Annotated in this window: 19 protein-coding genes; 7 read left to right on the forward strand and 12 right to left on the reverse strand. The window is 75.5% G+C overall.

What is annotated here, in order from left to right:
- Positions 1–565: 565 nt before the first annotated feature.
- Both E8D37_RS06445 and E8D37_RS06450 read left to right on the forward strand, forming a co-directional pair.
- A complete protein-coding gene (locus E8D37_RS06445; RefSeq protein ID WP_136568908.1) occupies positions 566–1,696 on the forward strand; it encodes a phosphodiester glycosidase family protein in 1,131 nt (376 codons plus the stop codon).
- A gap of 21 nt (positions 1,697–1,717) precedes the next feature.
- Positions 1,718–2,305, forward strand: a complete 588-nt coding sequence (locus tag E8D37_RS06450; RefSeq protein WP_136568909.1) for a mismatch-specific DNA-glycosylase — start codon at positions 1,718–1,720, stop codon at positions 2,303–2,305.
- A 27-nt stretch (positions 2,306–2,332) separates the two neighbouring features.
- Here E8D37_RS06450 and glgC read toward each other — a convergent pair whose 3' ends face one another.
- Positions 2,333–3,577: a glucose-1-phosphate adenylyltransferase gene (gene glgC, locus E8D37_RS06455; RefSeq protein WP_136568910.1), complete on the reverse strand. Its 1,245-nt coding sequence runs from the start codon at positions 3,575–3,577 to the stop codon at positions 2,333–2,335.
- A gap of 113 nt (positions 3,578–3,690) precedes the next feature.
- Here glgC and glgA point away from each other — a divergent pair, with 113 nt between their 5' ends.
- The 3 genes from glgA to E8D37_RS06470 all read left to right on the forward strand — a co-directional run bounded on the left by glgA (position 3,691) and on the right by E8D37_RS06470 (position 7,835).
- A complete protein-coding gene (gene glgA / locus E8D37_RS06460) occupies positions 3,691–4,881 on the forward strand; it encodes a glycogen synthase (RefSeq protein WP_136568911.1) in 1,191 nt (396 codons plus the stop codon).
- Positions 4,882–5,109: 228 nt separating this feature from the next.
- Positions 5,110–6,570 carry a DUF1800 domain-containing protein gene (locus E8D37_RS06465; RefSeq protein WP_168929649.1) on the forward strand — a complete coding sequence of 487 codons (1,461 nt, stop codon included), beginning with the start codon at positions 5,110–5,112 and terminating at the stop codon, positions 6,568–6,570.
- 8 nt (positions 6,571–6,578) lie between these two features.
- A complete protein-coding gene (locus E8D37_RS06470; RefSeq protein ID WP_136568913.1) occupies positions 6,579–7,835 on the forward strand; it encodes a DUF1501 domain-containing protein in 1,257 nt (418 codons plus the stop codon).
- A gap of 18 nt (positions 7,836–7,853) precedes the next feature.
- Here E8D37_RS06470 and E8D37_RS06475 read toward each other — a convergent pair whose 3' ends face one another.
- Positions 7,854–8,531, reverse strand: a complete 678-nt coding sequence (locus E8D37_RS06475; RefSeq protein ID WP_136568914.1) for a SprT-like domain-containing protein — start codon at positions 8,529–8,531, stop codon at positions 7,854–7,856.
- Positions 8,489–8,803 (reverse strand): hypothetical protein, encoded by a 315-nt coding sequence (locus tag E8D37_RS06480; RefSeq protein ID WP_136568915.1) that lies wholly within the window; start codon positions 8,801–8,803, stop codon positions 8,489–8,491. The genes E8D37_RS06475 and E8D37_RS06480 overlap by 43 nt, the downstream gene beginning before the upstream one ends.
- 17 nt (positions 8,804–8,820) lie before the next feature.
- Here E8D37_RS06480 and E8D37_RS06485 point away from each other — a divergent pair, with 17 nt between their 5' ends.
- Positions 8,821–9,435, forward strand: coding sequence for a hypothetical protein (locus E8D37_RS06485; protein WP_136568916.1), 615 nt, complete (start codon positions 8,821–8,823; stop codon positions 9,433–9,435).
- A gap of 4 nt (positions 9,436–9,439) precedes the next feature.
- Here the strand turns inward: E8D37_RS06485 and E8D37_RS06490 are convergent, their stop codons facing one another.
- From E8D37_RS06490 to E8D37_RS06525, 8 genes are all read right to left on the reverse strand, one after another.
- The gene (locus tag E8D37_RS06490; RefSeq protein WP_136568917.1) at positions 9,440–9,949 is read right to left on the reverse strand and encodes a hypothetical protein; all 510 of its coding nucleotides are present in this window, start codon (positions 9,947–9,949) and stop codon (positions 9,440–9,442) included.
- A gap of 67 nt (positions 9,950–10,016) precedes the next feature.
- Complete coding sequence (locus E8D37_RS06495) at positions 10,017–11,171, reverse strand: methyltransferase domain-containing protein (RefSeq protein WP_136568918.1); 1,155 nt, start codon at positions 11,169–11,171, stop codon at positions 10,017–10,019.
- Positions 11,172–11,182: 11 nt separating this feature from the next.
- Positions 11,183–12,523 carry a hypothetical protein gene (locus tag E8D37_RS06500; protein ID WP_136568919.1) on the reverse strand — a complete coding sequence of 447 codons (1,341 nt, stop codon included), beginning with the start codon at positions 12,521–12,523 and terminating at the stop codon, positions 11,183–11,185.
- Entirely contained in the window at positions 12,520–14,145 is a 1,626-nt protein-coding gene (locus E8D37_RS06505) for a glycosyltransferase (RefSeq protein WP_136568920.1), read from the reverse strand. The genes E8D37_RS06500 and E8D37_RS06505 overlap by 4 nt, the downstream gene beginning before the upstream one ends.
- On the reverse strand, positions 14,142–17,246 hold the full coding sequence (locus E8D37_RS06510) for a glycosyltransferase family 39 protein (protein WP_136568921.1): 3,105 nt from the start codon (positions 17,244–17,246) through the stop codon (positions 14,142–14,144). The genes E8D37_RS06505 and E8D37_RS06510 overlap by 4 nt, the downstream gene beginning before the upstream one ends.
- On the reverse strand, positions 17,243–18,334 hold the full coding sequence (locus E8D37_RS19750; protein ID WP_168929650.1) for a hypothetical protein: 1,092 nt from the start codon (positions 18,332–18,334) through the stop codon (positions 17,243–17,245). The genes E8D37_RS06510 and E8D37_RS19750 overlap by 4 nt, the downstream gene beginning before the upstream one ends.
- Positions 18,294–19,544, reverse strand: a complete 1,251-nt coding sequence (locus E8D37_RS06520) for a glycosyltransferase (RefSeq protein WP_136568922.1) — start codon at positions 19,542–19,544, stop codon at positions 18,294–18,296. Before E8D37_RS06520 ends, E8D37_RS19750 begins: the two co-directional genes overlap by 41 nt.
- Entirely contained in the window at positions 19,537–20,430 is an 894-nt protein-coding gene (locus E8D37_RS06525; RefSeq protein ID WP_168929651.1) for a glycosyltransferase, read from the reverse strand. The genes E8D37_RS06520 and E8D37_RS06525 overlap by 8 nt, the downstream gene beginning before the upstream one ends.
- An 869-nt stretch (positions 20,431–21,299) precedes the next feature.
- Here E8D37_RS06525 and E8D37_RS06530 point away from each other — a divergent pair.
- Positions 21,300–22,421 carry a phosphatase domain-containing protein gene (locus E8D37_RS06530; protein ID WP_136568924.1) on the forward strand — a complete coding sequence of 374 codons (1,122 nt, stop codon included), beginning with the start codon at positions 21,300–21,302 and terminating at the stop codon, positions 22,419–22,421.
- 107 nt (positions 22,422–22,528) lie between these two features.
- On the opposite strand, the gene E8D37_RS06535 is transcribed toward E8D37_RS06530, so the two are convergent.
- Positions 22,529–24,829, reverse strand: coding sequence for an FUSC family protein (locus E8D37_RS06535; protein ID WP_136568925.1), 2,301 nt, complete (start codon positions 24,827–24,829; stop codon positions 22,529–22,531).
- Between the last annotated feature and the right edge of the window lie 118 nt (positions 24,830–24,947).

Below are 24,947 nucleotides of genomic sequence, written 5' to 3' on the forward strand. Positions count from 1 at the left end.
GGCACACCGCCCACCCAGCCGGCCGCCCACCAGCGGTGCCCCACCAACCGGTCCACCCACCAGGCACGTTGCTCACACACCGCCCACCCAGCCGGCCGCCCACCAGCGGTGCCCCACCAACCGATCCACCGCCCCCGAACGTTGCTGGCACACCGCCCACCCAGCCGGCCACACACCAGCGGTGGCCCAGCAACCGAACCACCCACCAGGCACGTTGCTCACACACCGCCCACCCGGCAGCAGCCCGCGACAGGAGAGTGCTGACGACACGGCTCGCCGCAAAAACCGCGTGTCGCCACCAGGACCCACCTACCCTCACCGAGTGACCGCCTCACCCCTCTCGCCAGCCCCACGCGTCCCACGCGCCCCGCGCCGGGCGCGTGTCGGACGCGCGGCCCGGGCAGGACGGGCAGACCGGGGCCCGATCGGGCGCCGGCTGGCCGCGCTGGTGGCGGCGGGGGCGCTGGCGTCGGCGGCGCTGGCCGGGTCAGCGGGGTCCGCCGTGTCGGCGAGCGGGTCGGCAGACGGGTCGGCGGGCGGGTCCGCCTCCCGCACGGGCGCCCTGGTGCTCGACCACGACGCGATCTCGTCGACCGGCGAGTCCGGCACCGAGGTGAGCGGCCGCAACGACGTCGTGCTGGGCCTCGGCGGCTCCGGCACCTCGGCCCGGACCAGCAGGCTCTCCCGCGTCCGACCCGGCGTCACCTACACCAAGCTCGTCTCGTCGTCCTCCCGCGGCACCACCCGCGCCACCCTGCTCACCGTCGACCTGCGCAACAAGCACATCGGGCTGGACGTGGTGGACGGCAGCAGCCTCACGGGCCTCTCCAGCGTCCGCTCCCTCATGGGCTCCACCAAGCGCTACGTGGCGGCGGTGAACGGCGACTTCTTCGACATCGAGGGCACCAACGCGCCCCTCGGCACCGCCTACTCCCCCACCACCGGGCTGCTCAACGCGCGCTCGCAGGACTGGAACCAGACCCTCATGGTCAACCGGCGCGGCCGGGTCGTCTTCGACAAGGTGCAGCTGTACGGCCGGGTCGTCGGCATCCGGCACGGGCAGCTCACCAACGTCAACAGCGCCACCGTCATCGCCGGGGGCATCGGCCTCTACACCCGCCACTGGGGCTCGGGCTCGCCCGGCTACGCCGTGGTGGAGGGGCACCGCAAGCACGTGCGGATGGTCGTCATCCAGAACGGACGCGTGACCGCCAACCGCCCCCGGATCGTCTCCGGCCGCACGATCAAGGGCTCCATCCTGATCGGCCGCGGCTCGGGCGCCACCGCGCTCCGGGCGCTCGAGGTCGGCCAGCGGGTGACGGTGCGCCGCGGTCTCGTCGGCCATCCGCGGCTGGCCCTCACCGGCGGACGCATCTTCATCAACGACGGGGTCGGCCTCTCCACCCTCGACGACACCGAGACGGCACCCCGCACCGTCGTCGGCATCGACCGCGACACCGGTCAGCTCCTCATGCTCGCCATCGACGGCCGCTCCACGCGCAGCCGCGGCTTCACCCTCGACGAGCTGGTGAGCATCATGGAGCAGCTCGGCGCCGACGAGGCCCTCAACCTCGACGGCGGCGGCTCGACCACGATGGTGGTCCGGCGCCAGGGCAGGCTCCGCACGATCAACACGCCGTCGGACGGGCGGGAGCGGGCGGTCGCGAACGCACTGGTCGTCACCTGGACGAAGTAGCGCCGCAGGTACGGTGGCGCCGTGGCCCGCTTCACCCGCGCCGAGCTGGAGTCGTTCCGCGACACCTCGGTGCCCGACCTGCTGCCCGGCCCCGACCAGGAGCTGCGGCTCCTGTTCGTCGGCATCAACCCTGGCCTGTGGACGGCGGCGACGCAGACCCACTTCGCCCACCCCGGGAACCGGTTCTACCCGGCCCTGCTGAGGGCGGGGGTCCTGACGGAACCGGTCGACCCCGCCGAGGGCATGACGGACGCCGACCGCGACCGCCTGCGCGCCCGGGGCATCGGCATCTCCAACCTGGCGCACCGCGCCACCGCGAAGGCCTCCGAGCTCAGCGACGAGGAGCTCCGGGAGGGCGGCGAGGCCCTGGCCCGGCTCGTCGACGACGCCCGGCCCCGGGTGGTCGCGGTGGCCGGCGTGACCGCCTACCGCTCCGCGTTCGGTGAGCGGAAGGCACAGCAGGGACGCCAGCCGCAGCCGATGCCCGGCACCCACCACCCCCACGAGCTCTGGGTGGTGCCGAACCCGTCCGGGCTCAACGCCCACGAGACCGTGGACAGCCTGGCGCGGGCCTACGCCGAGGTCGGACGCGCCGCCGGGCTGCTCTGAGCGGACCAGCGCGCGTCCGGTACCGGGTCAGGCCGGGAAGACCTGGCCCTTCCCGACGACGGTGAGGCCCTCCTGGACGACGAAGCCACGCGCGCGGTCGGCGTCGGGGTCGACGCCCACCTGCGCGCCCGGCGGCACGATCACGTTCTTGTCGACGATCGCGTTGCGCACGACCGCGCCGGCCCCGACCCGCACGGCGTCGAGCAGCACCGAGCCGGTCACCTCCGCGCCGTCCTCGACGCGCACGGACGGGCTGAGCACCGAGCGCAGGACGTGGCCGCCGGTGAGCACGACGCCCGGCGAGAGCACGGTCTCGTCCGCGCTGGCCGGCGTCCCGTCGGCGCCCTGGACGACCTTGGCCGGCGGCTGCGGGCCGTAGGCGGTGTAGATCGGCCAGTCGTAGTTGTAGAGGTTGAAGACCGGCAGCGGGCTCACGAGGTCCATGTGGGACTCGTAGTAGCTGCGCAGCGTCCCGACGTCGCGCCAGTACCCGGAGTCGCGCTCGGTGCTGCCGGGCACCTCGTTCTCCCGGTAGTCGTAGACGCCGGCCTCCTTGTCGTCCACGAACGCGGGGACGATGTCGCCGCCCATGTCGTGCTTGGAGCCCTCCATCGCCGCGTCGCGGGTGACCGCCTCGACCAGCGCCTGCGCGTCGAAGACGTAGTTGCCCATGGAGGCCAGCACCTCGTGCGGGGCGTCGGGCAGGCCCACCGGATCGGTCGGCTTCTCCAGGAACTCGCGGATGCGGGTCGGCTCGTCCGGCACGACGTCGATGACGCCGAACTGGTGGGCCAGCGCGATGGGCTGGCGGATCGCGGCGACCGTGCACGCGGCACCGGACTCCACGTGCTGCGCCACCATCTGCGAGAAGTCCATCCGGTACACGTGGTCGGCACCGACCACGACCACGATGTCGGGCTGCTCGTCGCGCACGAGGTTGAGCGACTGGTAGATCGCGTCGGCCGAGCCGAGGTACCAGTGCTTGCCGAGGCGCTGCTGCGCGGGCACCGGCGTCACGTAGTTGCCGAGCAGGTTCGACATGCGCCAGGTGGAGGAGATGTGGCGGTCGAGGCTGTGCGACTTGTACTGCGTCAGCACGACGACCTTGAGGTAGCCCGAGTTCACGACGTTCGACAAGGCGAAGTCGATGAGCCGGTAGATCCCCGCGTACGGCACGGCCGGCTTGGCCCGGTCCGCGGTGAGCGGCATGAGCCGCTTCCCCTCGCCGCCGGCCAGGACGATGGCCAGCACCTTCTTCCCGCTTCTGCGCATGGTGCGCACGCTATCCCCCGGAGGGCTCGCGCGGCAGAGCCGGAGGTGACATTCGTCCAGATGAGGTGGGGCGTGCCTACTCAACCGGTGGGTCTGCGAGTAGGTTCCGGCTCGTGCGAGTCGACGTGCTGTCCAAGGAGTACCCCCCGGAGGTCTACGGCGGGGCCGGCGTCCACGTGGCCGAGCTGGTCCGGGCCCTGCGAGGCCTGGACGGGGTGGACGCCCGCGTCCACGCGTTCGGCGCCCCCCGCGACGAGGCCGGGACGTCCTCCTACGCCGAGCCGGTCGGCCTGGCCGGCGCCAACGCCGCGCTGCGCACCCTCGGGGTCGACCTGGAGATCGCGGCCGCCACCGGCGGCGCCGACCTGGTCCACTCGCACACCTGGTACGCCAACATGGCCGGCCACCTCTCCTCGCTGCTGCACGGCATGCCCCACGTGGTGAGCGCCCACAGCCTCGAGCCGCTGCGCCCGTGGAAGGCCGAGCAGCTCGGCGGCGGGTACCGGCTCTCCTCCTGGGCCGAGCGCACCGCCTACGAGGCGGCCGCCGGCGTCATCGCCGTCTCCGCCGCGATGCGCGACGACGTCCTGCGCTCCTACCCGGCGGTCGACCCCGCCCGCGTCCACGTCGTGCACAACGGCATCGACACCGCGGACTGGGCGCCCCACCACGCCCCGGACCGGGTCCGCGAGCTGGGCGTCGACCCGGACCGTCCGACCGTCGTGTTCGTCGGCCGGATCACCCGGCAGAAGGGCCTGCCGCTCTTCCTGCGCGCCTGCGCCGCCCTCCCGCCGGAGGTCCAGCTCGTGCTCTGCGCCGGGGCCCCGGACACCCCGGAGATCATGGCCGAGGTCGAGGGCCTCGTCGCCGACCTGCGCGCCTCGCGTGACGGGGTCGTCTGGATCGCCGAGATGCTCCCCCGCGCCGACGTGACGGCCCTGCTCACCGCGGCCGACGTCTTCGCGTGCCCCTCCATCTACGAGCCGCTCGGCATCGTCAACCTCGAGGCCATGGCCTGCGAGACGGCCGTGGTCGCCACGGCCACCGGCGGCATCCCGGAGGTCGTCGTCCACGGCGAGACCGGCCTGCTCGTGCCCATCGAGCAGGCGGACGACGGCACGGGGACCCCGCTCCAGCCGGAGCGCTACGTCGCCGACCTGGCCGGCGCGCTCACCGAGCTGCTCGCCGACCGCGACCGGGCGGCGGCGATGGGACGCGCGGGTCGCGAGCGGGCCGAGGCGCACTTCTCCTGGACGGCGGTCGCCGGCCGCACCCTCGAGGTCTACCGCACGGTGCTCGACTGACAGTGCTCGACTGACACCTCCGCGACCCGGCACAGGAACACCCCCAGGGGCATAGCCCGTCCGGACCAGACGACCCGGCCCGGGCGGGCCACGGGCGTCCGGGCCCTCCTGCTCCTTTCGAGCCGCTTCTCAGGGAACGGCCCCCGCGGCCGATCAGGGCTGTCCACCATGGACGTTCCTCGGGCCCCTGCCGAGGTTCCCCGACCCCTGAGCCAGCCCGGAGACCCGGTGACCGACTACACCCCTGCCCGCTACCGGGGCGTCCCGGTGCTCGGCCGAGGCGCCCGCCACGTGGCCAGCCGGTTCAGCTACGGCGTCACGCCGGCGCTGGCGAAGCAGGTGCGTGCCGCGGGCGGCGGGCTCGCGTGGTTCGAGGCGCAGGTCGAGGCGGCCCGCACGCGCGCCGACGACGCCGACGTCCTGATGGACTGGTGGCCCGACCTGCACCTGGACGCCCAGACCGTCTGGCAGAACCAGGCCAACGAGGTCCGGGGCATGTGGGAGGTCATGTGGGACTACTCCCGACGGCTCCTGGCCCGGCGAGTCCACTCCGACCTCCAGGTCCTCGAGGTGCTCACCGAGTTCTTCGAGGCGCACCTGCACGTCACCGCGTCCGGGGACGCGCAGGCCACCTGGCGCGCCGACTACGGCGAGACCATCCGCGCCCACGCCCTGGGCGCCTTCGACGACATGCTCGTCGCCGCGATCACCCATCCGGCGATGCTGCTCTACCTCGACCAGGCGACCTCGTCGAAGTCCGCCCCCAACGAGAACCTCGGCCGCGAGCTCCTGGAGCTGCACACGGTCGGCGTCGGCCACTACACCGAGGACGACGTCAAGAACGCCGCCCGCATCCTCACCGGCTACCGCGTGAAGACGTGGACGACGTTCGCGGCCTACTACGACACCGCGCAGCACTGGACGGGCCGGGTCACCGTCGGCGACTTCACCGACGCCAACACCGACGTCGACGGGCGCGCCGTGGTCGAGCGGTTCCTGCGCCACCTGGCCCGCCGCCCGGAGACGGCCCAGCGCCTCGCCCGCAAGCTCTGCACGAAGTTCATCGCCGACGACGTCGACCAGGCGGTCGTCGACCGGCTCGCCGCCGTGTACCTGGCCCACGACACCGAGATCCTCCCCGTCGTCCGCGCGCTGCTGCGCACGAAGGCGTTCAAGGAGTCGGTGGACGCCAAGCTCCGCGACCCCGCCGAGGACCTGGTGGCCACCTACCGCGCGCTGGGCGTGCAGCTCGCGGAGCCGTCCGCGAACAACGACGCCGCCAACGCCATGATCTGGCAGTGCCAGGAGATCGGGCTGGTCCCGATGACCTGGCCCCGTCCCGACGGTCAGCCGCTGGACAACGAGCCCTGGGCCACCACCGGCCGCGCCATGGCCTCGATGAGCATCCACTGGGTCCTCGCCGGCGGCTGGTGGCCGAACAAGGGCATCACCTACCGCACCGCCACCGAGTGGGCCCCGACGCTGCCGGTGCGCTTCGACCAGCTCGTCGACCACCTGGCGCGGCAGGTCCACGGCCGCGCGTCGAACGCGAACCTCCTGCGCGCGGCCTGCGAGGCCGTCCAGGCCGACCCCGACACGACGGTCACCTCCTCCCACGCGGCCGTGACCTGGCGCTTCAGCCGCCTGCTCGGCGCGCTCCTCGACCACCCCCGCCACTACTCCCGGTGAGGCCGACGATGACCAGCCCGCACCGCAGCGCCTGCTGCTCCGAGCTCGCGGACGCCACCGCGCTCACCCGCCGCGGCGTCCTGCGCGGCCTCGGCGTCGCCGGGCTGACCTACGCGGTGGGCTCGGCCGTCGTCCAGGCCTCCCCCGCGCTGGCGGTGGCGGCGGGCGAGCGCGACGGCACGGTCGTCGTGCTCTCGCTGCGCGGTGCCGCCGACGGGCTGTCGCTGGTGGTCCCCCACGGCGACCCCGTCTATGCGGCCGCGCGGCCGCGGATCGCGGTGCCGACGTCCTCGCTTCTGGCCTCCGACGGCTTCTTCGGCCTGCACCCCGAGCTCGAGCCCCTGCTGCCGTACTGGCAGGCGGGCTCGTTCGCGGCCGTCCACGCCACGGGCCTGCCGGCCCCGAACCGGTCCCACTTCTCCGCGATGGAGGAGGTCGAGGACGCCAACCCCGGCAGCACCGAGCGGATCGGTTGGCTCAACCGGCTGCTCGGCGACCTGCCGGGCAGCGGGACGCTCCAGGGCGTGGCAGTCGGCGACGAGACCACCCAGATCTTCGGCCCCGAGGCCCACCTCTCGTTCAGCTCCCTCGACGACGCCGTCATCGCCGGGGACGACGAGTGGGACCCCACCGACGACCGGCTGCGCTCGCTGCGTCGCATGTGGGGGCGCTCGAAGCACCCGCTGGCGTCCTCCGTGCGGCACGCGATGGGCGCGGTGGCGAACCTCCAGGCGGCCAAGGACGTCCCCGCCGGGACGGCCTACCCCGACACCGACCTCGCGCGGGCGCTCTCCACCGTGGCCCGCACGATCAAGGGCGACGTCGGGGCCCGCGTGTTCACCGTCGACCAGGGCGACTGGGACATGCACACCGACCTCGGGACGCTCTCCTGGGGCGGGATGCGGACGAACGCCCGCCGGCTCTCGGCCGCGCTCGCCGCCTTCATGGACGACCTCGGCGACGCCGCCTCCCGCACCACCGTCGTGGTGCTCTCCGAGTTCGGTCGGCGGGTCAAGGAGAACGCGAACTACGGCCTCGACCACGGCTGGGGCAACGTGATGCTGCTCCTCGGCGCGGGCGTGCGCGGGGGCTCCTACTACGGCACGTGGCCCGGGCTGGCGAACACCACGGACGCCGACCTCACCGTCACCACCGACTACCGCTCGGTGCTCGCCGAGGTCGTCACGACCCGCACGAGCGCCTCGGCCGCCACCGTCTTCCCGGGCTTCACCCCCGAGACCGTCGGGGCGATGACCTCGCTCTGAGCGGGCCGGCCGGGTCGGTCAGGCCGGCTCCACGCCCGCGAACGGGACCGTGAGGACCTGGCGCCCGACCTTGAGGTGGTAGCGGGTCCGCCCGCGCTTGACCACCGTGCCGGTGACCCCCTGGTAGCGACCGGACAGCAGGATGCGCGCACGCTGGCCGGGGCCGAGCACCGCCATCCGCTGCCCGGCGGCCAGCCGCTCGAGCTCGGCCAGGTAGTTGGGGTGCAGCATCTCGGCGGGGACGGGCCGCCCATGGTGGCTCCAGGTGAGCAAGTGGTCGAGGTCGAAGCGGCCCGGCGAGCACCGCGAGCAGGTCGAGACCCGCTCCGGGCGCCGGTGGCGACCCACGGTGTGCCCCGCCGGGCAGGTGCCCTGCCACGGCTCGAGGGGGCGGGGCGAGCCCTCGTCGACGCAGCGGCGCCCCGAGGAGCCGATCGACAGCGCGGTGCGCCGCCACACCGCGTCGTGCCCGTGGTGCGGGCCGACCAGGGCGTGGGCGATCTCGTGCAGGATCGTGTCGCGCACCTCGTCCTCGCTCGCCAGGGCGGTCAGCGGCGCGGAGAGCCCGATGACACGGGAGCCGAAGCGGGTGATCCCCGCCCGGCGCTTCGCCCGGTCCAGCTCCACCCGCCAGCCCGTCAGCCCGTGCTGGGCTACGAGCTCCTCCGCCAGCGCGACGGCGTCCCCCACGTCCATGACCGCCAGGGTAGGCGGGACCACCGACCGTCGTGCGCGTCCTCCACAGGCCCGTCCTCCGGCGCCGCGCCCGCGGCCCCCTCGCCCGTCGTGGCCTCCTCGGCCTCCCCGGTCTCCTCGGCCCGCGCCAGCCGCTCGTGCAGCCGGTCGCGCACCTGCTCCGGGCTCAGCTGTGCCCGCTTGCGCTGGTCGCGCGCGACCACCGCGCCGCCCGCGGCGACGCCCGCCACCCCGGCCAGTCCCACCAGCTTCCACACCGTCGCGGCCTTCATGGACCAGACTCCTCCCCGTGAGCACCCCTGACACGCGGCTGGGTCTCGAGGAGGCCGTCGAGCTGACCCGCACCGGAGACCTGTGGCTGTTCCGCGGCCACTCCGCCGCGGACCACGCTATCCGGGCGCTCACCAACGCGCCGGTGAACCACGTCGGCATGGCGGTCGTCCTGGACGACCTGCCCCCGCTCATGTGGCACGCCGAGCTGGGCAAGGGCCTGCGCGACGTGTGGACCGACAGCCACCACCGCGGCGTCCAGCTGCACGACCTGCGCGAGGCCGTCGTCCAGTGGACCGGCCGCTACGAGCAGGACGCCTGGATGCGCCAGCTCAGCCCCGAGGTCACCGGCGCGATGGAGGACGCCGTGCTGCGCACCGTGGCCCGCCTCGACGGCACCCCGTTCCCCTCCACCGCCGCCCTGGCCGGGCGCTGGCTGCGCGGACGGGCGCGCCGGGCAGCCGGGCCGGAGCTCACCTACTGCGCGGAGGTCGTGGCCGCCACCTACACCGCGATGGGGCTGCTGGACGCGGCCAGGCCGACCAACTACTACGACCCCGGCCGGTTCTGGTCGGGCGACGACCTGGAGCTGCTCGAGGGCTACGCCCTGGGCGACGAGCTCGCGGTCGGCTGAGGCCTCAGGCCTCGAAGACCGGGGGCAGCGCGCGGCCGCGCTCGGTGAGCTCGAGGACGCCGGGCTGCGGCGCCTGGACGAACCCCTCGTCCGCCAGCTCCTTGCGGGCCTTGCGGGCGGCGGTGCGCCAGCGCAGCTCGCCGGTGGGGCCGGTCTCGTGGTCCCCGGGACGCAGGATCTCCGCCATCCGCTCGGGCAGCGCGTCGTAGAGCAGGTCGGCCTCGTGCTCGCCGCCGGCCTCCTGGAGCAGCAGGAGCAGGTAGGGCTTGAAGTCCACCGTCGGGGTGCGGCGCAGGGCGCGCGGCGGGGCCGGCGGGGCGGCGGGCCGCGAGGTGCTCGCGCGCGGCGCGCGCGGGGCCTTCGGCTCGGTCGAGGCCACCCGCTTGCGCGTCACCGGCGTCGCCTTGGGCGGGGGCGTCACCCGCGCGTGCGGCGACGGCGGCGGCGCGGCCATGCCGTGCACGCACGTCGACAGCGGGAGGTCGCAGAGGTCGCAGAAAGCCTCGGAGCTCACGTGCGCACGCTACCTGGCGCACCGGCCCGGCGGCGAGGCGGCGTCGACGTCACGGGCGTCACTGGCCTCACGGGCGTCCCGGGCGGCGCCGCAGGAGCACGAGCGTCTCGTGGTGGGCGGTCTGCGGGAACATGTCGAGCACCTGGGCCCGCACGGGGTCGTAGGAGGGCAGGTCCCCCAGGTCGCGCGCCAGGGTCGTGGCCTGGCACGAGGAGTAGAGGACGAGCGGCGGGGCCGCGTCCTCGATCGAGCCGCACAGCGCCGGACCCAGCCCGCGCCGGGGCGGGTTGACGACGACGAGGTCCGGGGTGCCCTCGGCGGCCCAGGCCGTGGCGTCGTCCGCGGCGAAGGTGACGCCGCTCAGCCCGGCCTCCTGCGCGGAGCGCCGGGCCGCGGCGACCGCCTCGGCGGCGATCTCCACGCCGTGCACCCGCGGCGCCCCCGCGGCGGCCAGGTGCAGGGCGAACCCGCCGACGCCGCAGTACAGGTCGACCACGGAGGCCGGCCGGGCGTCGGCGACCCACGCGGCCGCGGTCGCGTACAGCGCCCGCGCCACCGGCGTGGAGGTCTGGAAGAAAGCCTGCGGGCGCAGGTGCAGGGTGAGCCCGTCGAGCCGCATCGGGAGGGTGGACGCCTCGGTGAGCAGCACCTCCTCGGGCCCCTCCAGCACCGCCTTGTGCTCCGGCTGCAGGTTGGCCGACGCCACCCGCAGCGGGGTCCCGGCCGCCTCGAGCGCCGCCGCGAGCGCGGGCAGGTGCTTGCGCAGCCGGGGCAGCGGCTCGGTCGAGCGGAGCACCCAGCGGACCATCAGCTCACCGTCGGGCGAGCAGGTGACCAGGACGTGCTTGAGCTCGCCCCGGCGGCTCGGCACGTCGTAGGGCGTGAGCCCGGCCGTCGTCACGAAGGACGCGAGCAGCGGCAGGGCGGTGACGATCGCCGGCTCGTGCAGGCCGCAGCCGCGCAGGTCGACGCCGTGGCCCTCGGCGTCCAGGATGCCCAGGGTGGGCGCCTCGACCGTGCCGCCCGCGACCATCTTGGCCTTGTTGCGGAACCCGCTCTCCGGCGGCGCGAACGGCGCCTCCCAGGCGGTCGCGACGCCCGGCCGTGCCTCGGCCAGCAGCGCCCGGGCCGCCGCGTCCTTGCGCGCGAGCTGGGCGGCGTGCGGCTCGCCCATGAACGCGCACGAGCGGCACGCCCCCGCGTCGAAGTAGTCGCACTGCACGAGGGGCAACCCTAGGCGCTGCGCGCCCCCTGCCCCACCGGCGACGCCGGACGGGTGCCGGCCGCGCCCGCCGCCAGCGACGCGAGCGCCCGCTCGACCGCGGCCGGGTCGACGACCGTGGGGTGGAACGACACGTCCACCTGCAGCCCGGCCGTGCCCCCGGCGAACGCGACGGTGAGCCCGCCGGGGCCGTCGGGCTGGGTGGCGATGACGGTGCGGGCGCGGGCCGGGTCGACCCACGGCAGCCGGTCGAAGCCGGTCCGGCCCTGGTAGGTGAGCGTGAGCCGGCGCGGCACGGGGCCGTCCAGGCGCTGGCCTCGCCCCTCCCCCGGCAGCCCGGCGACCTCGAGGGCGCCGAGGCCGGCGAGGGCGGCGCGGACGCCGGTCCGCAGCGTCACCGCGCCCAGCAGCACCAGCGGCACGCCGGCGGCGGTCGCCCGCTTGAGCGCGGAGCCGAGGGCGACGGGGTCGGTGGGGTCGACGTCGAGCCAGGGCCCGGTGGCGAAGTTGCCGCCGACCCGGGCGTCCGGGCCGAGGCCGGCACGGCAGTCGGCCATCACCTTCACCCCGGCGCCCGTGAGGCCCTCGGCCGCCAGGGCGGACGCCGTGCGGCTCATGAGCACCGACGCCACCGAGGCGGTCGTGCCGGAGCGGTCGCGCTCGGCGCGCACGGCGTCCACCGCCTCCGTCGGCAGCAGGACGCTGCGGGTGACCGGGGAGCCCACCGGCCCGGGGACCCGGGGCTCGGCCAGCGGCTCGGAGCCCGGCCCCAGCGGGAGGGCGGCCCGGACGGCGCGCACGGCGTCGAGCGGCCGGCGGCCCCACGTGCGGGCCACCGCGCGGAGCAGCGGGTACCGCGCCTGGCCCTCCGTGAGCAGCAGGTCGAGGTCGAGGCCCGCGAGCCCGCGGAACCAGCGGTTCTTGGTGGCGCCGTCGCCGACCACGTGCGCGACCGAGCAGGCCAGCACCCCGGTGGGCGCCCACGACTCGGAGGCCGGGTCGACGCCCAGCACGACCACGACCGGCAGGTCGTGGACGGGGGCCGCCTGGAGCCGGTCCGAGAGCGCGCCGGGGTCGGTCTCGTCCGTGACCGCCAGGACGCGGTCGAGGTGGGCCTCCAGCTCCGCTCCCCCGGCCGGCGCGGCGGGCCGCAGCCGGGGCCCGGTGCGGGTCCGCTCCAGGACGCAGAGGATCGGGTGGGTCGGCTCGCGCACGGCCAGCTCGCGCAGCAGCGCCCGCACGTCGTCCTCGAGCGGGAGACGCAGGCCCCCGAACGCGTTGACCGTGCGGAACGCGGCCCACGTGCGGTCCCGGACGCCCAACCGGCGGGAACGCACCTGCCGGGCGCTCATCGGGTGGCCCCCAGACCGACGAGCACGTCCTCCTCGGGCGGCAGCCCGTCCGGCGTCCCCCAGCGGGCCTCGCCCACCGGCAGCCCGGCCAGCGCGGCGCGCTCGAGCCGCTTCGGGCGCAGGGCCCACGAGATGCCGGTGCCGATGACGACCAGGTGCAGCAGGCAGAACGCGACGTTGTTGAGCATGCCGGCGCTGCGGTCGGTGGCGAGGCCGTAGACGCCCGTGGCGGTGAGCGCGGTGCACAGCAGCAGCCCCGGCCACACGGCCAGCGGCTGCCACATGCCGCCGCCCTCCTTGGGCGTGACCACGAACCTCCCGCCCTTCCTCAGGATCACCTGGAGGGTCGCGGCGACGTGGATCCACGAGGACGCCGCGGCCAGCGCGAACGCCTGGAAGGTGTAGCTGCCCCCGCCGCCGACGGCCACGAGGCTGAGGGCCAGGAGGAAGTAGGGGGCGAAGTGCAGCAGGAAGGAGTCCGCGGTGGCCGCGGCGACGGCCTGCTCGCCGGTGAGGATGCGGATGATCGGCAGCGAGAGGTAGATCAGCACCGTCCAGCCGGAGAGGAAGTACATGGACGACAGCGCGTACTGCGCCTTGACCCGCAGCGGCACCCGGGAGACCAGCGCGCGGCCCAGCGCGGAGAGGCAGCCCCGCGCCCAGCGCAGCTGCTGGCCCACGTAGGAGGCCATGTCGTCCGGGCCGAGGCCCTGCACGAGCACCTCGGGCACGTAGGCGGTGCGCCAGCCGCGCTGGGTCAGCATGAGCGAGAGCTCGAAGTCCTCGGTGACGCTGTGCTGCGGGAAGCCGCCGACGTCGTCGAGGGCGGCCCGCCGGAACACGACGTTCGTGCCGCAGCAGAACATCGCGCCCATGTCGTCCTTGCCGCGGGCGATGCAGCCGAAGAACAGCGCCTGCTGCGCCCACGCGGCGGCGGCCACGGGGTTGCGGTCGGCGTTGGCGTAGTACTGCGGGGTCTGGACGAAGGCGATCCGCTCGTCGGCCAGGTGACCGAGCGTGCGGCGCAGCATCTCGGGGTGCGGCACGTGGTCGCAGTCCAGGACGAGGACCGCCTCGCCGTCGACGAGCCCCAGGGCGTGGTTGATGTTGCCGGCCTTCGCCCCGGAGTGGACCTCGCGGGTGACGTACCGGGCGCCGACGCGGGCGGCCAGCGCCTCCATCTCGGGGTCGTCGCCGTCGTCGAGGAGGTGGACCGTGACGTCCGCGCCGCGCAGCCGCTTCGCTGCCACGAGCACCGGCTCCACCACGGAGACGGGCTCGTTGTACCGCGGGACCAGCACGTCGACGGTCATGTAGTGCGCGATGGGTGCGCCGGGGCGGACCTTGCGGTCGTGCAGCAGCGTCCACCAGAAGCCGACGGCCTGCACGAGGTTGAACACCTCGGCGACCAGCAGCAGCCCGTAGAGCCAGGGGTTGCCGACGCGGCCGGGCACGAGGAGCCAGCCGAAGTACCAGACGGCGGACGTCGCGGCGGCCGCCACGAGCAGCCGCACGAGCCACGGACGCTGCTCGCCGAGCACCTGGCTCGACAGGCCCGGTGTCGGCCCGGTGGTGAGCGCCGGCTCGGCGGAGCCGGACGGGGAGGTCGGTGCGGGGGTCATCGGCTGCCCTCCTTGCTGCTGGTCTTCTGGCCGGAGTTCTGGCTGGTCTGGGCGCCGGTCTCCTGGCCGGTGGTCCCGGACGCCTTGCGCACCAGCTCCCAGACGCGGACGTTGGTGCTGACGTAGGTGTCCTCGACCCGGTAGCCGTGCTGCTTGAGGGTGGCGAGCACGGAGCCGACGTCGGCGGCGACGTCCTTCTCGGTGAGGAAGGAGCCGAGGACGAAGACCTTGTGCGGGGTGGTCACGTCGGCGGCGGAGACCGCCGTCCCGGCCCCGCTCTCCTGCGCGGCGACCGCCTCGGTGAGGCCCGCGTCGTCGGAGTCGGGGTCGATCTTCCCGCCGTTGATCGCGGCCAGGCCGGAGGAGTAGTAGTCCATCTCGTCCTTGAGGTAGATCGGGTCGTAGACGAGCACGTCGTTGCTCGAGGTCGACTCCGACCGCACCCACGAGACCGCGGAGGAGAAGTCGTAGGTGCGCGGGTTGGACTGGTTGACCTGCTGGTCGGCCAGGCCGAGGAGCAGGGTGCCCACCAGCAGGCTCGGCAGGAGCACGCGCACGACGGGCCCGCGGGCCCAGCTCGCCGTGATCCGGCTCAGCAGGAGCAGCGTCAGCGGCACCGCGGCCGTGAAGTAGCGCAGCTCGAACAGCGAGCGCCGCTCGAAGCCGATCACGAACAGGATCGCGACGGGCACCATCGTGACGATCGCCAGGACCCACACCTCGCGGGAGCGGCCGCGGCCGAGCCCGAGCAGGGCGCCGATCAGCACGACCGGCCACAGCGCCGCGATCATCACCATCACGTTGTCCGCGTGGTAGCCCCAGATCGCCCAGATCGCGTTCGCGATGACGGCGTAGACGTTGGGGGCCTCCCCGGAGATCGAGGTGGCGTCGGCGCCGACCTGGCTGGGGGTGCTCGCCGTGCCGGCGCCGGAGGCGACGACGGTGCCGAGCTGCTCGAGGCCGAAGGGGACGAGCGGCAGCACCAGGGCGACGGCGAGCAGCCCGGAGAGCACCCAGCGTCGGGTCATCCGACGGAAGGAGCGGCGCAGGCAGAACAGGAGCATCAGCGCCTGGCTCGTGACCACCGGCAGGATGGCGAACCACTGCAGGTAGACCGTGATCGCGCCCGCCACGGAGAAGAGCAGCCAGTCGCGCCACTGGCCGCGGCCGGCCGAGCCCTCGCGCTCACCGCGCGCGACGTCCCGCAGGACCCGGACCTGGCCCCACGCCGAGAGCGCCGCGAAGAGCATCCAGAGCGCGTACATCCGCGCCTCCTGGGCGTACCACACGGCCACCGGGGCGACCGCGAAGACCACGGCGGCGATCCGGGCGGTGCGGCGGTCCCACATGTCCCGGGCGAACCCGTAGGCGACGCCGATGAGCGCGGTGCCGGCCACGAGCGAGGGCAGGCGGACGACGTACTCCTGGGTCGAGCCCGTCAGGTGCACGAGCGCCCAGAGGATCGTGTGGAAGCCCGGCGGGTGCACGTCGGCGGTGGCCAGGTCGTGGATCATCCCCCGGTAGCTCATCTGCGCCTGGCTGATGCTGATCGCCTCGTCGATCCAGATGGAGCGCGTGACGAGGAGGCGCAGCGTGATCCCCACGGCCAGCGCCACGAGGAAGACCCCGTGCTCGGCGAGCAGGCCGCGCAGGCCGGGCCGCCGCGCGGGGGTGCCGGTCGGCGTGCCGGTCGGGGTGCCCGTCGGGGTGTCGGTCGGGCTGGTGGACGGGCCGGTGGACGGGCCGGGGGCGGCGCCGTGCAGGTCGGTCGTGCCGGAGGTCAGCGTCATCGTGTCGGGGGCCGGGGTCGAGGTGGTGCCGGCGGCCCCGACGGCCCCCACCGTCGCGGTCACCGGGCCCGGGCTGGTGGACGGGCTGGTGGACGGGCGGGCGAACGGGCGGGCGAACGGGCTGGCGGCCGCGGTGGCGAGCAGGAGGAAGAGGCAGGCCGAGAAGGTCGCCAGGACGATCCCGTAGGCGTCCGTGGCCCGCAGCAGCAGCGCGAGCTGGAGCACCACGCCGAGCGCCACGAGGACGGCGGCGGCCCAGGCCCTCCCGTTCATGCAGAGGCGGGCGAGGAGCACCTTGGCCACACCGAGGGCCGCCATCGCGCCGACGTAGGCCGGGGCGTAGGTCGCGGCGTCGCGGTAGGCCTCGCCGACGACGAGGGCGTAGCCGTCCGCCGGGATCGCGGCGACCACGAGCAGCGCGGCCAGCGAGATGCCGGCCGCCGCCCCGAGGGCGACGAGCAGCGAGCCGCGCTGGGCCTCCCCGCGGCTCGGCATGAGCACGAGCGGGATGGTGGCGGTGGCGAAGTAGGCGGCGCCGCCGATGGTGGAGATCGCGGCGACCACGCCCGCCTCGCCGCCGGGCAGCACCTTGTTGGCGACGAGGACGTCCTGGGCGGCCACGACGGCGACCAGCAGGAACGTGAGGACCGTGCCCCACTGGCCGCGCCGGGCGGCGGCCGGGGCCCCGGCGCCGTCCGCGACCGGCAGCGTCGCGCCCCGGCCGGCGACGAGCGCGACGGTCAGGGCGGCGTACCCGGCGGCGACGGTGCCGATGGCCGCTCCCCCGTCGCCGAGGACGGGAACGAGCGCGAGCCCGACCAGGGCGCGGCCGAAGGGCTCGGTCGCGAGGGTCAGGGCGGCGCCGGTGCTGCGGTGGGTGCCGTAGAGCCGGCCGCGGGCCAGGGCGAGCAGCACCGCAGACGGCGCGGCGAGCCCGAGCATCGCGACGAGCAGGGTGGAGAGGCCCACCGCGCCGGACACGAACGGGGACGCGGCCACCACGAGGGCCGCCACGGCCAGCGAGCCGAGCAGGGCCCGGCGCAGGAGCCGGCCGTGCAGGCTCGGGTCGAGCGCGATCGCGGCGGTCACCGACGAGGCGACGGTGTGCAGCAGCACGTAGGCGCCGAGGAAGGCGGTGTAGGAGGCGTACTCGCCCGGCAGCAGGAGCCGGGCCAGGAGCACCGAGACGACGAGGTTGCCGACGCCGGCGGTGAGCTGGCCGGCGAGGACGGCGACCTGGCGGCGTCCGGCGGTGCCGGCGTGGCCGCGGGTGGTGCCCGCCTCGGCGCGCGGGGTGGCGGCGACGGTCATCGGGTCACCCCCGTCGGGCGCAGGCGGGAGGCCTGGAGGTGGGAGCGGTGGCTGGGGTGCGCGGTCGTGCCCACGCCCTCGGTGAGCAGCAGGACGAGGAGGTCGAGCACCTCGCCCGCCGCGGCCACCTGCTCGCGGACGGCCGACGGGCCGCGGTCGCCGAGGTGGGCGAGCAGCCCGCCCGCGCGCTGGCCCGTGGGCCAGCTGGTGACGGGCGTCTGCGCCGCCGCGGCGGCGAGCAGGGTCTCGGCGTCGGCGCCGAGCACGCGGGTGCCGGTGGCGAGCAGGTCGCGCTGGGCGACCAGGGACGCCGAGGGCGGCAGGACGACCGGCGCCAGGCCCTTGTGCCGCAGGCCCAGGGCCAGCGACTGGGCCGCGTCGAGGTCGGCCCCCGCCGCGGCGCCGGGGCGGCGCGCCTGCACGCAGACACGGCGCGGGTCCGGGGCACCCGCGAGCCCGTTCGCCGGTGCGCGACCCAGCTCCCAGGCGATGCGGTCGGCCAGGACCGCCGGCCCGCCGCCGGCGAGCAGGGTGCCGTCGTCCACGACGACGAGGGGGCCGGCGGTGCGCTCGCGCCGGGGCAGGTCCTGGAGGAGGAACCAGCCCAGGTGGGCGCCGACCCGGATGGGCGTCGGCAGGCCGATGGCCGCCAGCCGGGCTGCCGACTCCGCGGAGTCGAGCACCGTGAGCGAGGAGCCCGCGAGCAGGCGACGGGCCGCCGTGGCGCGGCGCGCCGAGAGCCGGCCGGCCCCGACGTCCACGAAGGCGGTGCGTCGGCCGCTGGCCCGGTAGGCGTGCGAGAGCGCGGTCAGCGCCCGCAGCGACAGCAGGGACTCCCGGCGCCCGGCCAGCGGCCGGCCGCCCAGGACCACGAGGGTCTGGGTGCGCGGCGCCACGCGGAGCAGGTGCGCGAGGTCGACGGGGACGGTGGGCAGGCCGGTGACGCGGCGGGTGCGGGCGGGCTCGGCCGTCGCGGCGACGACGTCGATGCCGTCGACGCCCTCGAGCTCGCGGGCCAGGACGGCCAGGGCGGCGTCGTCGGCGTTCTCACGCCACGGCGTGGTCTGCAGGATCAGTGCGGTGCTCACGGGTCACCCCCTCGTAGAGGTCGGCGGTGCGGGCGGCCACGGCGGGCCAGGTGCGGTCGGCGGCCATCGCGTCGGTGACGGCGCGCAGGCGGGCCAGCTCGCCGGGGTCGGCGGCCAGCCGGTCGAGCCGGTCGGCCCACGCGGCGGCCTCGGCGACGGCCGGGTCGCCGGGCGTCGGGCCGCTCGCCCGGACGGCGAGCTCCGGTGCGCCCACGACCTCGGCGAGCCGCGGGCTGAGCAGCATCGGGGTGCCGTGGGCCAGGGCGAGGGCCAGGGGCCCCGACGAGGCGTGCGGCTCGGGGTAGGACAGGCACAGGACGTCGGCGGCGCGGAACCAGTCGGCGACGTCGCCGTCCGGGACGAAGCCGGTGAACCGGGCCCGGTGGCCGTAGGTGGCCTCCAGCCGCTGCTCGTAGTCGTCGCCCTGCGCGGCGAGCCGCGGGTGGGTGCCGCCGGCCACGACCATCGCGACGTCCTGCTTGGTGAGGGTGGCGGCCGTGAGCACCGTCTCCAGGCCCTTGTAGGGCGCCACGAAGCCGAAGCTCATGGCCACCAGGGCGTCGCCCTCGACCCCGAGGCGGCGCCGGGCGGCGTCGCGGGAGCCTGCCGGCGGGCTCTCGATGCCGTGCGGCACCACCACTGCGCCGGGCACCAGCGGCGCGAAGGCCGGCTCGTGGACGATCGTCGTGCTCGCCAGCCGCGGCAGGCTGCGCTGCACGCCCGCGATGGCGGCGCGCGCGGCGAGCGGCGGGACGGCGATGCGGTGCATGCGGGTGTAGTCCGCGGTGACCTTCGCCGGGTCGACGACCTGGTGCATCGTCAGGGTGAGCGGCGGGCCGACGCGGCGGTGGTGGGCCAGGGCCGCCAGCGTCACCGGGAGGCCGCTGGGGCCGTGGTACAGGAACAGCTCGAACTGCAGGTGCACCTGCGCGGCGCCGGTGGCGCGGGCCGCGGCCAGGGCGTCGCGGACGGCGGTCGGCCGACCGCTGGTGAAGGCGCGGCGGACCTCGACGGGACCGTCGTGCCCCACGTCCGGCTCGCCCTCGAGCGTCGGCGCGACCACGCAGACCCGCAGGCCCTGCTCGGCCAGCGCGTGCGCCAGGTTGCCGGTGTAGGAGGCCACGCCGGACTCGCCGTCGTGGCGCGCGCCCAGGCGCGGGTAGAGGCTGACGAGCGCGACGTCGGGGCGCTCGGTGGCGGGATCAGGCACGGACGGTCTCCTCTCGGTGGGGGTCGGGCTGGGGCTGGTGCTGCGACGCGGCCAGGTGTCCCTGCAGGTGCTCCGGCAGGGGTTCCGGCAGGCGTCCCAGCGCGGGCATCGCTCCGGTGGACGGCGAGGAGGCCCCCGCCCCCGCGGGCAGCGACTCGACCAGCGGCTTGGCCGGCATCCGCACCGGGACGACCCGGTGGTGCAGCCACAGCCGCCCCAGCGAGGCGGCCATGCGCAGCGAGTCGGACAGCGCGTCGACCCGCGAACCGTCCCGGTCGATCCACACGGTCGGCATCTCGGCGACGGTGAGGTCGAGGGCCCGGGCGGTGACGAGCAGGTCGACGTCGAAGACGAAGTCGCGGCTGGAGACGAGCGGCATGATCCGCTCGGCCGCGGTGCGGGTGAGCACCTTGGCGCCGCACTGGGTGTCGAAGAACGGCAGGTCGAAGAGGCGCCGGACGGCCGTCTGGAAGCCGACGCTGGTGACCTTGCGCTTGAGCGAGCGGGGCCGCGGCAGCACCGAGGCGGGGTGGAAGCGGGACGCGATGGCCACGTCGGCCGCGGTCTCGTCGAGCGTGCGGGCGAGGAGGGCGATCTCCTCGGGCGGGGTGGAGCAGTCGGCGTCGACGAACGCCACCTGGTCGGCGGTGCTGGCGCGCATGGCCTCGGCCAGCACCCCGCCCTTGCCCAGGCGGGGGTACTCGGTGAACCGGATGCGCGGGTCGGCGGCGGCGTGGGCGGCGACGATGTCGCGGGTGCCGTCGGTGCAGTCGTCCAGGGCGACGGTGATGACGAGGGACGGGTCGACCAGCTCGGAGTACGCCGAGAGGGTCTGGCCGATGCGGTGCTGCTCGTTGTGCGCGGGGATGACGATCTCGATCGACACGAGTACTCCTGGTGCTCCTCTTGCTCTGCTTCTCACGGTGCGACGCGGCGACCGCGACGTGGGGGCCTCGGGGCCCCGGACGGCGACGGTGCAGGCGACGGCGGGTGACGGGCACGCCGAGGGACCCCGGGCGTCGTCGTCGACGCCGAGGGGGTGTTCGGGCCCGTCACGGGTGCTGCGGGGGCCGCCCCTCGAGCGAGGGGTGCGTCGGCCCGGGACCTGTCCCGAGAGGTTCGGGGTGGGTGGTCAGGTCCGTGTGCTGCTGGCGGTCTGCTGGAGCGCGCTGGCTGCGTGCTGCGTGACTGGTGGGTGCCTGGTGGCTGCGTGCTGGGGTGGTGCTGGGGTGGTGCTGCGGTGGTGCGGCGTGCTGCTCAGGTGGTGCTGGCGAACGGGCCCGAGATCCGTCGGCTCGACCACGTTCCCGAGCCGCGCGGGGCCAAATCAAGTCACGAATCGTGTGACCTGGGCCTCCGGACCGCGGGGGTGAGGGGCGCCGGGCCGGATCCAGGCGTGGGAGACGCGCACCGTCGAACGCGTTACGTGATCTGTTCCGCATCCACCGTCTGGGGCATCTCTGGGCTAAACCTGAGAATCCGCCCGATCCGGCGTGGTGCCCGTCTCATCGCGGAGGGTGCCGGCTCGCGCCCGGACCGCTCTCCGGGGGCGATCCTCGGCTCCTCGCGGGTCCCTCGCGGGGGCGATGAGGGGTCGCCGAGGGGCTGTCGCGGGGTGGCCGCCGGGCGGTGTGACGGCCGGCCCGGCAGGGAGCCCTCCGACGCGGCCCCGCCACCGGCGGCGCGGCCGTCCGGCACCCGGGACAGCGCCGGGGGGAGGTCGCGCCCGGGCGCCAGGTGCGCAAGCATGCGGGCGTGACGACGCAGCCCGACCAGCCCGTCCCGCTCGGCCTCCCGGCGCGCCTCGAGGACGCCGTGGACACCGTGCTCGTCGGGGCGCTGCGGCGCCGCGGCTGGACCGAGCGGGTCGTCGCCTTCCCGGGCTACGGGCTCGAGGGCGCGTGGGTACGACTGTTCGCCCGCGTGCTGCTGGCCCCGGCCCCCGCGGAGCCCGACAGCTCGACCGACGAGACCTCGGGTGTGCAGGCGTCCACTGGTGCGGCGGGTGCCGACGGCGACCGTCAGGCCCCGCGCGGCTGGCGCCGGTTCACCGTGCAGTCGGTCGCGGACGTCGAGGTGACGGCCCGGGTCGGCGACCGCACCGTGCTGCTGCGGACCAACCGCGAGGGCTACGTGGACGCCCGGGTCGAGGTGCCCCTGCCGGCCGGACCCTGCGAGGTCACCTTCTGCGTGCCCGGCCGGGATCCGGTCGCCACCACCCTGCACGTCGTGGCGGCCGAGGCGCGGCTGGGCCTGGTCAGCGACCTCGACGACACCGTCATCGTCACCGTCCTCCCCCGCCGGCTCCAGGCGCTCCAGCACGCCTTCCTCTCCCGCGAGGACAGCCGCCGTCCCGTGCCCGGCATGGCCGACCTCTACGCCGAGCTCCTGCGCGGCCACGAGCGGCCCTTCGCCGTCTACCTCTCCACCGGCGCGTGGAACGTCGCCCCCGCCATCGAGCGCTTCCTGCGCCGGCACCGCTACCCCGCAGGCCCCATGCTGCTCACGGACTGGGGCCCCACCGCCGGGCGGTGGTTCCGCAGCGGCACCGCGCACAAGCGCAACGAGCTGCGCCGGCTGCTCGCCGACCTGCCGCACCTCACCTGGGTCCTCGTCGGGGACGACGGGCAGCACGACCCGGAGACCTACGCCGACCTGGCCGTCGAGCACCCCGACCGCGTCGCGGCCGTCCTGCTGCGGGACCTGCCGCCCGCCGAGGCCGCCACGCGCAGCCGCCCCGGCCACGTCCTCGCCCGCCGCCGGGCCACCGCCGCCGCCCGGGCCGCCGGCGTGCCCGTCGTCCACGGTGCCGATGGCGACCGCCTGCGCGACCGCCTCCCCGGGCTCACCGCCCTGGCGGCCCTGCGGCGCTCCTGACCCGCGCCGGCCGAGGGGATAGTCCCTGACGAACGGACCCTCGACGCGCCCGGAAACCGGTCCGTTCGTCAGGGACTATCCGCTCCGTGGCACGGCGCGGGGACGGATCAGCTCCAGGAGCTGCGCCAGCCCACGGACCCGCCGACGCCGGCGAGCTCGCCCAGGCTGGAGGTGAGGTGGTGCAGGTGCCGGACGACGGGGTCGTCGTCGCGGTCGGCGTCGGGGCCGGCGAAGAGCACCAGCCCGCCGCGGGAGAGCGGCTCCTCGGCGTCCGGCGCCTTCTCGCCGATCCGCGTGGCGGTGAGCGCGCGCAGGCCCTCGGCGAGCGCGGTGGCGGCCGAGGCGGTGGCGCCGGGGTGCGCGGGCGGCGCCTCCTGGAGCGAGAGGACGAGCGCCCGGCACTGGCTGACGGCGGCGACGTACAGGCCGAGCCGCCGCCGGGTGCCGCGGCTGACGGTGCCCGACGGCAGCGACCGCGCCAGCGGCCGGGCGACGAGGGCGACCCGGCGGGCCTTGTCGTCGACGACGCGGACGAGCGCGTCGAGGTCGGGGCGCAGCGGGGTGCCGACGGGCCGGGCCGTCCCGCCGGCTGGGGCCGGCGAGCCGGGCGCGTGGGCGGGGTGCCGCGGGTCGGCGGCGCGGGCGTAGGCGGCGACGCCCTCGAGCAGGTCCGCCATGGCGTCGTAGAGCTCGTCGCGGGCGGCGCGGACGGTGTCGCGGGTCGAGAGGGGCGCGAGGACGAGGGCGACCACCGCGCCGGTGACGGCCCCGACGAGCGTCTCCCCCAGGCGCAGCGCGAGCAGGTCGTCGCTGAACGTGCCGAGGACCGTGTAGAGCTCGCCGAGGACGAGGGTGATGAAGAAGGCGGTCGCGGCCTGGGAGACCTTCACGAAGTACATCGCCAGGAAGATGCTCACCAGGATGACGGTGAGGACGAGGCGGGTGTCGCCGACCGTCACGTGCGCCAGGCCGATCGCCACGGCGATGCCGACCAGGGTGCCCGCGACGCGGGCGGTGCCCTTGAGCGCGGTCTCGGTGCGGGTGCCGGTGCCGGTGACCGTCACGAAGGTCGCCACCACCGCCCAGTAGTAGCGGGTGGGCGAGAGCATGGTGCCGAGCAGCAGGGCGAGGACGCCGGCGACGGCCATCTGCACCGCCTGCCGGGTGGTCATGGAGACGCGGGTGAGCGGGTTGAGCCGGCTCCCCCGCACCTGGACGTCACGGGCGACGGCGGGGCTGCCGGGCAGCCCGCCGAAGACCAGCCCGGCGGCCGCCTCGAACTCCTCCTCGCCGGGGTCGACCTCGGGCGGGTCGTCGGCGGCCGCGTCGAACCGGAGCAGCTCGCGGACGCCGTGCGCCAGGTGGCGGGCCTGCCACCAGCCCTCTCCCCCGGCCTCCCGCACCTCGGTCCCTCGCCGGGTCAGCCGTTCGGCTGCCGTGACGGCGGCCAGGTCGCGCCGGGCCGCCAGGTGGTCGAGCGCGCGACGGGCCTCGTCCAGGAGCTCGGCGTCCACGCCCTTCTCGGAGACGGCGAGGCGGTGCAGCTGCTCGGCGGAGGAGGCGAACCGCTCGGCCGCCTGCTGGGCCTCGAGGGTGCGGCGGCGCAGCGCGCTGGCCGACCAGCCCTCCGGCATGGCGTGCGCCTGCTGGGACCACGCCTCCACCAGCAGGGCGGACTCACCGAGGGCGGCGACGCGGGCGCCGAGGGCGCGGTCGGCGCGGGTCTCGCGACCGCTCGCGCCGGCGGGGACCTCGAGCAGGTCGGCGGCCTCCCGGGCCACCGCCCGCCCGCCGGCGAAGAAGGCGGCGAGGGTCGCCTGGAGGACGCGGCGGGGGTCGGCGTGCAGGATCGTGGCCGTGACGGTCGCGATCCACAGGGCGCTGATCGCCGCCGCGAGCGCCATGTGCGGCACCTGCGTGGGGCTGACCTGCAGGAACGTCCCCGCGAAGAAGCCCATCCAGCCGAGGAAGCCGTAGAAGAACCAGGCGCCGCCGAAGCGTCGGACCCACACCGCGGCGAAGAGGACGACGGCGAACCCGATGCCCTGGGTGAGGCGGTCGCCGATGAGGCTGGCCGGCACCAGCCCCGCCGTGACGGCCACGGGGAACCACACCGCCGTGCGGAACGCATAGCCGCGGCTGGTGCCGAAGACGGCGTTGGAGCCGAGCATCCCGACGATCGCGCCGAGCATGACGACGCCCAGCGAGGTGGCGGCGTCGTAGTCGAGCGCTCGCGCCACGCCCATCTGCAGCGGGATCGTGCCGCCGACGCACACCGCCGCGGACAGGCCCTGCCGCAGCCGACCCATCCCGGGGTCGCTGACCCGGACGCGGTCGCGCACCTCCAGCAGCAGCCGCACGAGCGTGTCCGGCAGCGACTCGACTGCGCGGCGGGTCAGGGCGGACACGTGGCGATCCAACCACCGTCGCGGCCGCGTCCCCTCATGCCTGTGGTTGTCGTCGTGACCACATCTGGTTCCAGCGGTGCCTCGGGGCTGCTGCGGGGCGGCTCGCTGTGCTTTCGGG

Origin of the sequence: Nocardioides sp. GY 10127 (genome assembly GCF_004919085.1) — a bacterium.
Classification (GTDB): domain Bacteria; phylum Actinomycetota; class Actinomycetes; order Propionibacteriales; family Nocardioidaceae; genus Nocardioides.

What these genes read in the sequence shown, in the direction of transcription:
- glgC (WP_136568910.1), bottom strand. Translation starts at nt 3,577, where the DNA reads ATGCGCAGAAGCGGGAAGAAGGTGCTGGCCATCGTCCTGGCCGGCGGC.
- E8D37_RS06470 (WP_136568913.1), top strand. Translation starts at nt 6,579, where the DNA reads ATGACCAGCCCGCACCGCAGCGCCTGCTGCTCCGAGCTCGCGGACGCC.
- E8D37_RS06475 (WP_136568914.1), bottom strand. Translation starts at nt 8,531, where the DNA reads ATGGACGTGGGGGACGCCGTCGCGCTGGCGGAGGAGCTCGTAGCCCAG.
- E8D37_RS06480 (WP_136568915.1), bottom strand. Translation starts at nt 8,803, where the DNA reads ATGAAGGCCGCGACGGTGTGGAAGCTGGTGGGACTGGCCGGGGTGGCG.
- E8D37_RS06500 (WP_136568919.1), bottom strand. Translation starts at nt 12,523, where the DNA reads ATGAGCGCCCGGCAGGTGCGTTCCCGCCGGTTGGGCGTCCGGGACCGC.
- E8D37_RS06505 (WP_136568920.1), bottom strand. Translation starts at nt 14,145, where the DNA reads ATGACCCCCGCACCGACCTCCCCGTCCGGCTCCGCCGAGCCGGCGCTC.
- E8D37_RS06510 (WP_136568921.1), bottom strand. Translation starts at nt 17,246, where the DNA reads ATGACCGTCGCCGCCACCCCGCGCGCCGAGGCGGGCACCACCCGCGGC.